This window comes from Nonomuraea sp. JJY05 (genome assembly GCF_043496855.1).
Lineage (GTDB): Bacteria > Actinomycetota > Actinomycetes > Streptosporangiales > Streptosporangiaceae > Nonomuraea.
In genome coordinates, this window is the sequence record NZ_JBIEIS010000062.1 from 59,500 (window position 1) to 67,051 (window position 7,552).

The following is a 7,552-nucleotide window of genomic DNA, read 5'->3' on the forward strand; positions in this document are numbered from 1 at the left end:
TTATAGTTGGATTGTTGTCAAACAATAAAACGAAGGTAGGGTTTGACCATGCGCCTGCTACCTCACCCGGCGACGGAGGACATCCAGCTCACAGAGGTCCTGCGGGCGCTGTCCGACCCCGTCCGCCTGGAGATCGTCGTCCGGCTCGCCCTGGGCGGCGTGATGAGCTGCGGCGAGGCGGGCGACGACCTGGGCGTGCACAAGTCGACGGCCTCGCACCACTACCGGACGCTGCGCGAGTCGGGCGTGGTCATCACCAAGCAGGAGGGGCGGCTGAAGTTCATGAGCCTGCGCCGCGACGACCTCGAGTCCCGCTTCCCCGGCCTGCTCGACTCGGTCCTCTCAGCGGCCGGGATCCCGAACGCCGACGTCCCCGCCCAGCGCTGATGCGCCACGACTCGCTGCCCATCCGGCACGTCCTGCCCGAGCTGCTCGCCGCGCTCGACCGGCACGGCAGCGCGGTGCTCACGGCCCCGCCCGGCACGGGCAAGACGACGGTCGTGCCGCCGGCCCTGGCCGAGGCGGGCATGCGGGTGCTGGTCGCCGAGCCGCGGCGGCTGGCCGTGCGCGCGGCGGCCAGGCGGATGGGCGTGAGCTACACGATCAGGGGCGAGCGCCACACGGGCGCCAACCCGATGGTCGAGGTCGTCACCACCGGCGTCCTGCTCCAGCGCCTCCAGCGGGACCAGGAGCTGGCCGGGGTGGACGCGGTCGTGCTCGACGAGTGCCACGAGCGGCACCTGGACGCGGACACCTCCCTGGCGTTCCTCCTCGACGTACGCGACACGCTCCGGCCCGACCTGCGCCTGCTGGCCACGTCGGCGACCGCCGACGCCGAGCCGTGGTCCCGGCTGATCGGCGGCCCGATCGTCGCGGCCACCGGCGCCGCCTACCCCGTCGAAACGGTGTGGGCGCCGCCGGCCCGCCCCGTCGCCCCGCCGCACGGCCTCCGCGTCGACCCCGCGCTCCTGTCCCACGTGGCCTCGGTGGTGCGCAGGGCGCTGGCGGAGCGGGACGGCGACGTGCTGTGCTTCCTGCCCGGCGTGGCCGAGATCGCCAGGGTCGCCGGGATGCTGGACGGCGTGGCGGTGCTCCAGGTGCACGGCCAGGCCCCGGCCCACGTCCAGGACGCCGTGCTCGCGCCGGGCCCGGCCCGCAGGGTGGTGCTGGCCACGTCGGTCGCCGAGTCGAGCCTGACCGTGCCCGGCGTCCGGGTGGTGGTCGACTCCGGCCTGGCCCGCGAGCCCCGTACCGACCACGCCCGCGGCCTGGGCTCCCTCACCACGGTCAGGGTCTCGAAGGCGTCGGCCGGCCAGCGCGCGGGCCGGGCCGGGCGCGAGGAGCGGGGCACGGTCTACCGCTGCTGGTCGGCGGCCGACCACGACCGCCTCGCCGACCACGCGCGGCCGGAGATCGCGCTCGCCGACCTGACGGGGTTCGCGTTGCAGGCGGCCTGCTGGGGCGCGCCCGACGCGGCGGGCCTGGCCCTGCTGGACCCGCCGCCGCCCGCCGCGATGTCCGCCGCCACGCGCACCCTGGAGGCGCTGGGCGCGCTCGACCCGGCCGCGCGGGTGACGGAGCGCGGGCGCCGGATGGCGCTCGCGGGCGTGCACCCCCGCCTGGCCAGGGCCCTGCTCGACCTCGGCCCGAGCGCGGCCGAGGTGGTGGCCCTGCTGTCGGAGCAGCTGCCGCGCGACGCCGGCGACGACCTGGTGGAGGTCTGGCGCGCGGCCCGCCGGGGCGGCACCGGCTTCGCCGCCCGCTGGCGCCAGGAGACCAAGCGCCTGCGGCGGAGCGCCGGCACGGGCCGCCCGGACCTGCCCGCCGACGCGCCGGCCGGGACGGCGGTGGCGCTGGCCGGGACGGCGGTGGCGCTGGCGTTCCCCGAGCGGGTGGCGCGCCGGCGGGGCGGCGGCTACCTCATGGCCTCCGGCACGCGGGCCCAGCTCCCGGAGGGGTCCAGGCTGCACACGGCCGAGTGGCTGGCCATCGCGGTCGCCGACCGGCAGCCGGGCTCGGCGTCGGCCCGCATCAGGCAGGCCGTGGAGATCGACGAGGAGACCGCCAGGCTGGCGCACCCCACCACCACCCAGGACGAGATCGCCTGGCACGTCCCTCCGGGCGAGCGCCGCGGCGACGTGCTCGCCCGCCGGGTCGAGCGCCTGGGCGCGATCGAGCTGTCCGCCGCCCCGCTCAAGAACGCCGACGTCCGAGAGGCCGTCCTGTACGGTCTGCGCACGGAGCCCGACGTCCTGACCTGGACGAAGCAGGCCAGGGAGCTGCGGGATCGCCTGGCCTTCTGCCACCGCGCCATCGGCGCCCCCTGGCCCTCGACGGACGCGCTCATCGACCTGGCCGAACAGTGGCTGGAGCCCGAGCTGTCCAGGGCCCGCCGCCGGGCCGACCTGGAGCGCATAGACGTGGCCGCGGCGCTGAAACGCCTGATCCCCTGGAGCGAGCGCCTGGAGCGGGCGGCCCCCGAACGCATCGAGGTGCCCAGCGGCTCCCACATCCGCGTCGACTACTCGGGCGCCCGGCCGGTGCTGGCGGTGAAGCTGCAGGAGCTGTTCGGCCTGCAGGAGACGCCCGAGATCTCCGGCGTGCCCGTCCTGGTGCACCTGCTCTCCCCGGCGGGCCGGCCGGTGGCCGTCACCGCGGACCTGGCGTCGTTCTGGCGTGAGGGCTACCGTTCGGTACGCGCGGAGCTCCGCGGCCGCTACCCCAGGCACCCCTGGCCGGAGGACCCGCTGACCGCGCCTCCCACCCGCCGCGCCAAGGAGAGGCGAGCATGACGCTCTGGCCCGCTACGCGTCCGGAGCAAGATCTTCCAGGGTCGGGTTCTCCAGGACCGGGAAGCGCTCGGCCCCCACGCCCACGTCCTTGAACCCGCTCGACGTCGCCACGCACACGACGGGCCCGTCGAAGTCCCGCCGTAGCTTCCGGTATCCCGCGAGCCCCGCCGCGCCCGACAGCTCCTGCCACAGCCCCTGCCCGGCCAGGTCCCGCTGCGCCGCCCGCAGTTCCTCGTCGGTCACGAGCAGGGCCTCGCCGCCGCTGTCGCGCACGGCCACCACCCCGCGGTGCCCGCCGACCGACCCGGCGATGCCGTACGCGTCGCTGGCCCCCAGGTCGCGGAGCTCGACGATCGCGGCGGGAGCGCCGGTGGCCAGCGCCCGCGCGTGGGGCCCGCCGGCCGCCGTCTCGCAGGAGAACATCCGCGGGACGGCGTCGGCCAGCCCCAGCAGCCGCAGCTCCACGAACCCCTTCCACATCCCGTAGAGCAGCTCGGCGTAGCCGGTGGGGGTGAAGACGGCCGCGGGCACGCCTCCGAGCTGCAGGAACAGCTCGTAGGCGATCGTCTTGTAGCCCTCGGGCCCGAACGGGTGCCCGGTGTGCGTCACGGTCTGGTTGCTGACCGGGTGGTAGCCGAGCCGGTCGACGACCTCGCGCAGCAGCGGCCAGCGCTTCTCGGCGGGCACGGAGACGACCTTGGCCCCGTACGCGCGCACGAACGCCTGCACGGCGGGCGGCGAATCCGCCGAGGTCAGCACGATGGCGGGCAGCCCGGCCCGGGCGGCGTAGGCGGCGGCCGAGGCCCCGTGGTTGCCGGAGGAGGCCACGACCACGCCGGGCGCGCCCGAGGCGACCGCGGCGCTGACCGCGACCCGGTTGAGGCGGTCCTTGTGCGACCAGGTCGGGTTGCGGGACTCGTCCTTGACGTGGATCCCGTCGAACTCCACCAGCGGCGTCCCGCCCTCTCCCAGCGTGGGCGCCTCCAGCGGCGGCAGCAGCGGCGACCAGCGCGCGAGGTCCGTGCCCGGCTCCTGCTCGAACAGGCGCGGATCCACCCGCCCGTAGTCGTAGGTGATCTCCAGCGGATAGGCGATCTCGTCGGTGCTGGTCCTGGGACAACCCCGTGTCAAGGGCGGGAACAGCGGGAACTCGGTCGCGGGGTCACCCAGCGAGCGCTGGCGCAGGGCAAGAGAGGGTCCGTTCACGCGGATCGACCCTATCGAGCCGCGCGGCCAGGATGCAGACTCTAGTCATGTTGTGGGCAGGCAGGTCCGCTATCGAGATCGCGACGGCCGTCCGGCGTGGGGACGTCACGGCCACGACCGTCGTCGAGGAGCACCTTCACGCCATCTCGGAGCGGGATTCCAAAGTAGGGGCGTTCCGGCGGATCAGAGAGCAGGCCGTGGAGGAGGCGCAGGCCGTACAGAAACGGCGCGACCTGGCCGAGCTGCCGCTGGCCGGCGTGCCGGTGGCGGTGAAGGACAACCTGGAGGTCGCGGGCGAGGCCACCCGCGGCGGGTCCGCGGTCACGGCGGACGCGCCCGCGCCGGAGGACCACGTGACGGTGGCGCGCCTGCGGGCCGCGGGCGCGGTGGTCGTCGGCCTGACGAACCTGCCCGAGCTGGGCCTCGTCGCGCTCGGCGACAGCGCGTACGGCATCGTGCGCAACCCCTGGAACCCCGCCAGAACGGCCGGCGGATCGTCGTCGGGCAGCGCCGCGGCGGTGGCGGCGGGCATGGTGCCGTTGGCGCTGGGCAACGACGGCATGGGCTCGCTGCGCATCCCGGCCGCCTGCTGCGGCGTGCTGGCCGTCAAGCCCGGCAGCGGGCTCGTGCCCCCGCCGACCGACCATTGGGACGGGCTGACGGAGAACGGCCCCCTGGCGACAACCGCGTCCGACCTGGCGCTGGCGCTGTCCGTGCTGGCCGCCGACCCGGCGCTCGCCGAGTCCTGGCGCGGCGGCCGGCGGGTCGAGCCGCGGCCGCCCATGCTGCGCTCGGTCTGGGCGGACGACGACGAGATCTGGGAGCCGCAGCCGCCCCAGGACGGCCCCGAGCCGTTCGATCTGCGGGTGGCGTACGCGCCCCAGCCGCTTCCCGTCGGCCTGCCCATGGACAAGGAGTTCCAGGCCGCGGTGCGCGGGGCGGCTGAGACGCTGCGCCAGGCCGGGCACACGGTGGTCGAGCACCGCCAGAGGCTGCCCGCCTGGCTCGGCCCCGCCACGATCGCCACCTGGCTCGTCAGGGCCGCCGCGTCGGCCGATGGCCTGGACCGGCGCCGGCTCGAACGCCGCACCCGCGGGCTCGCCCGTGCGGGACGGGTGCTCGGCGCGCTCAAGCTCGACGGCGTGCGCGGCCGGGAGCGCTGGAGCGGCTACGGGGCCGACCAGTGGTTCGGGGACGCCGACGTGCTGATCACGCCCGCCCTGGCCGCCGTCCCGCCGAAGGCCGAGCGCTGGGGCGAGCGCGGCTTCGTCCGCAACGCGCTGACCAACATCAGGTACGCCCCCGCCACCAGCCCCTGGAACATGTGCGGCTGGCCCGCCATCGCGGTCCCCCTGGCCACACACTCCACCGCGCTGCCCATCGGCGTCCAGATCGTCGCCCCACCCGGCGGCGAACCCCACCTCCTCGGCCTGGCCGCCCAGCTCCAGGCCGCCCATCCCCCGGTCAGGCCGCCCGGCTTCGCGTTCTGAGCCGCTGAGGGTGCACCTGGCAGGTGTACCTCCAGCGGGGCGCTGGCAGGCATGCGGGCCGTGCCGCAGCCTGGTCCGCATGAACACACGTGAATGGCTCGTGCTCGTCACGCTGTGCGGCGCGACGTTCATGACAGGTCTGGATTATTCGATCATCACGGTCGCACTCCCCGAGCTCGGCCGGGAGCTGGGTTTCGCCACGCGGGGCGACCTGCAGTGGGTGGTGACGGCCTGCCTGCTGCCGACGGCCGCGTTGATGCCGCTGTTCGGGCGGGTGTCGGACGTGGTGGGGCGGCGCAGGCTGTTCGGGATCGGCGTGACGGCGTTCACCGGGTTCTCGCTGCTCGCGGCCCTGGCTCCGGTGCCCGGGGTGCTGGTCGGCGCCAGGGCCGGGCAGGGCGTGGCGGCGGCCATGATCGGCCCGACCGCGCTGGCCCTCATGACCACGGCCTTCGCCGAGGGCCCGAAGCGCACGAGGGCCATGGGCGTCAACGGGGCGCTGCTCTCGCTCGGCTTCGTGGCCGGGACCATCGGCGGCGGCCTGGTCACCAGCGGGCTGAGCTGGCGCTGGACCATGCTCATCCTGGTGGGGATCGGCGTGGTCGTGCTGGTGGGCGCGTTCACCGTGCTCCCCGGCGACTCCGGCAGGAGCGCCGTCCGGCTGGACGTGCCGGGGGCCGTGCTGGCGAGCGGCGGGCTCTTCGCCCTGGTCTACGGGCTCCAGCCGGGTGTAGTAGCCGACGCTCAGGCCCGCCAGCGGCGCCAGCTCCTCCCGGCGCAGCCCCGCCACGCGCCGGTGCCGCACCCCCGGCCCGAGCCCCACGTCCTGCGGCTTGAGCCGGGCGCGCCGGGCCCGGAGGAACTCACCGAGACTCATCGAGCTCGCCGTGTTCAGGCCCCGACCGGATGCCAGACGGTCTTGGTCTCCAGGAACCGCGTCATCCGGCCGGTCCCCGGGTCGGCCGTCCAGTCCTGCCGGGAGGGGCGCAGGACGCGCTTGAGGTTTTCCGCCGCCGCCTGCTCGCAGCTCAGCGCCAGGTCGGCGTCCTCGACCCCGGTCAGGTCGAGTCCGTTGACGTCCATGTGCGCCGCCAGCCAGGGCGCCAGCTCGGTCTGGTGGCCGGTGAGGACGTTCACCACACCCCCGGGCAGGTCGGACGTGGCCAGGACCTCCGCCAGCGTGATCGACGCCAGCGGCGCCCGCTCGGACGCCACGACGACGCACGTGTTGCCGATCACGATCACGGGCGCGACCACCGACACCAGGCCGAGCAGCGGATCGGCGGGCGCGACCACGGCCACCACGCCGGTCGGCTCGGGCGAGGACAGGTTGAAGTACGGGCCCGCGACCGGGTTGGCCGTGCCGTGCACGGCGGCGATCTTGTCGGACCACCCCGCGTACCAGACGAGCCGATCGATCGCGGCGTCCACCTGTTCCAGCGCCGCCTTCTTGCCGCCGCCGAGCTCCTCGGCGAACTGCGCGCGCCGCCCCTCCAGCATCTCGGCGACCCGGTAGAGGATCTGCCCCCGGTTGTAGGCGGTGGCGCCCGACCAGCCGGGGAACGCCTTGCGGGCGGCCACCACGGCGTCGCGGGCGTCCTTGCGCGAGGCGCGGGACGCGTTGGCGAGGAATTCGCCCTTGGCCGAGGTCACCGGGTAGGACCTCCCACTCTCGGAGCGCGGGAACGCCCCTCCGATGAACAGCTTGTAGGTCTTTCTGACGGACAACCTACTCATCGCCCCGCCCTCTCCACGTGGACTCCTGCGACATCTGGACCGGCACGAAGACCTGGCCGCACCGGCTCACGCCGCAGCGGTGGGCGTACCAGCCGGTGCGTACGGGCCTTCCGGCCCTGGCGAAGGCGTGATCCCTGGTGGCCTGTGCCCGCCGCCTGGCACGGCGGGGACGGCGATGCTCACACGTCAAGGTAGGCCTCCAATCCGTGCAGACCGCCCTCGCGGCCGTAGCCCGACTCCTTGTAGCCGCCGAAGGGCGAGGCGGGGTCGAACTTGTTGAAGGTGTTGGCCCAGACGACCCCGGCCCGTAGTTTGTCGGCCATCCAC

6 protein-coding genes and 2 pseudogenes are annotated in these 7,552 nt (G+C 74.8%); 4 read left to right on the plus strand and 4 right to left on the minus strand.

What is annotated here, in order from left to right:
• The first annotated feature begins 48 nt into the window (after positions 1-48).
• A complete protein-coding gene (locus ACFKCF_RS55265) occupies positions 49-387 on the plus strand; it encodes an ArsR/SmtB family transcription factor (protein WP_394504692.1) in 339 nt (112 codons plus the stop codon).
• Positions 387-2,792, plus strand: coding sequence for an ATP-dependent helicase HrpB (hrpB, locus tag ACFKCF_RS55270; protein ID WP_394504694.1), 2,406 nt, complete (start codon positions 387-389; stop codon positions 2,790-2,792). The genes ACFKCF_RS55265 and hrpB overlap by 1 nt, the downstream gene beginning before the upstream one ends.
• Positions 2,793-2,804: 12 nt before the next feature.
• Here the strand turns inward: hrpB and ACFKCF_RS55275 are convergent, their stop codons facing one another.
• Positions 2,805-3,998 (minus strand): pyridoxal-phosphate dependent enzyme, encoded by a 1,194-nt coding sequence (locus ACFKCF_RS55275; protein WP_394504696.1) that lies wholly within the window; start codon positions 3,996-3,998, stop codon positions 2,805-2,807.
• A gap of 47 nt (positions 3,999-4,045) precedes the next feature.
• Between ACFKCF_RS55275 and ACFKCF_RS55280 the strand changes: the two genes are divergently transcribed.
• Together ACFKCF_RS55280 and ACFKCF_RS55285 are read left to right on the plus strand one after the other, a co-directional pair.
• The gene (locus ACFKCF_RS55280; RefSeq protein ID WP_394504698.1) at positions 4,046-5,488 is read left to right on the plus strand and encodes an amidase; all 1,443 of its coding nucleotides are present in this window, start codon (positions 4,046-4,048) and stop codon (positions 5,486-5,488) included.
• A gap of 130 nt (positions 5,489-5,618) precedes the next feature.
• Positions 5,619-6,077, plus strand: a pseudogene (locus ACFKCF_RS55285) (MFS transporter); the annotation flags it as partial.
• A gap of 129 nt (positions 6,078-6,206) precedes the next feature.
• On the opposite strand, the pseudogene ACFKCF_RS55290 reads toward ACFKCF_RS55285, so the two are convergent.
• The 3 genes and pseudogenes from ACFKCF_RS55290 to ACFKCF_RS55300 all read right to left on the minus strand — a co-directional run.
• Positions 6,207-6,365 (minus strand): annotated as a pseudogene (locus tag ACFKCF_RS55290) (transcriptional regulator); the annotation flags it as partial.
• Between the two features lie 14 nt (positions 6,366-6,379).
• Positions 6,380-7,225, minus strand: a complete 846-nt coding sequence (locus ACFKCF_RS55295; protein WP_394504700.1) for an aldehyde dehydrogenase family protein — start codon at positions 7,223-7,225, stop codon at positions 6,380-6,382.
• Positions 7,226-7,404: 179 nt separating this feature from the next.
• Positions 7,405-7,552, minus strand: a 148-nt coding sequence (locus tag ACFKCF_RS55300) for an aldehyde dehydrogenase family protein (RefSeq protein WP_394504704.1), incomplete at its 5' end; no start/stop codon positions are given.

Excerpts from the sequence above, each read along its gene's own strand:
- ACFKCF_RS55265 (WP_394504692.1), top strand. The coding sequence starts at position 49 with ATGCGCCTGCTACCTCACCCGGCGACGGAGGACATCCAGCTCACAGAG.
- hrpB (WP_394504694.1), top strand. The coding sequence starts at position 387 with ATGCGCCACGACTCGCTGCCCATCCGGCACGTCCTGCCCGAGCTGCTC.
- ACFKCF_RS55280 (WP_394504698.1), top strand. The coding sequence starts at position 4,046 with ATGTTGTGGGCAGGCAGGTCCGCTATCGAGATCGCGACGGCCGTCCGG.
- ACFKCF_RS55295 (WP_394504700.1), bottom strand. The coding sequence starts at position 7,225 with ATGAGTAGGTTGTCCGTCAGAAAGACCTACAAGCTGTTCATCGGAGGG.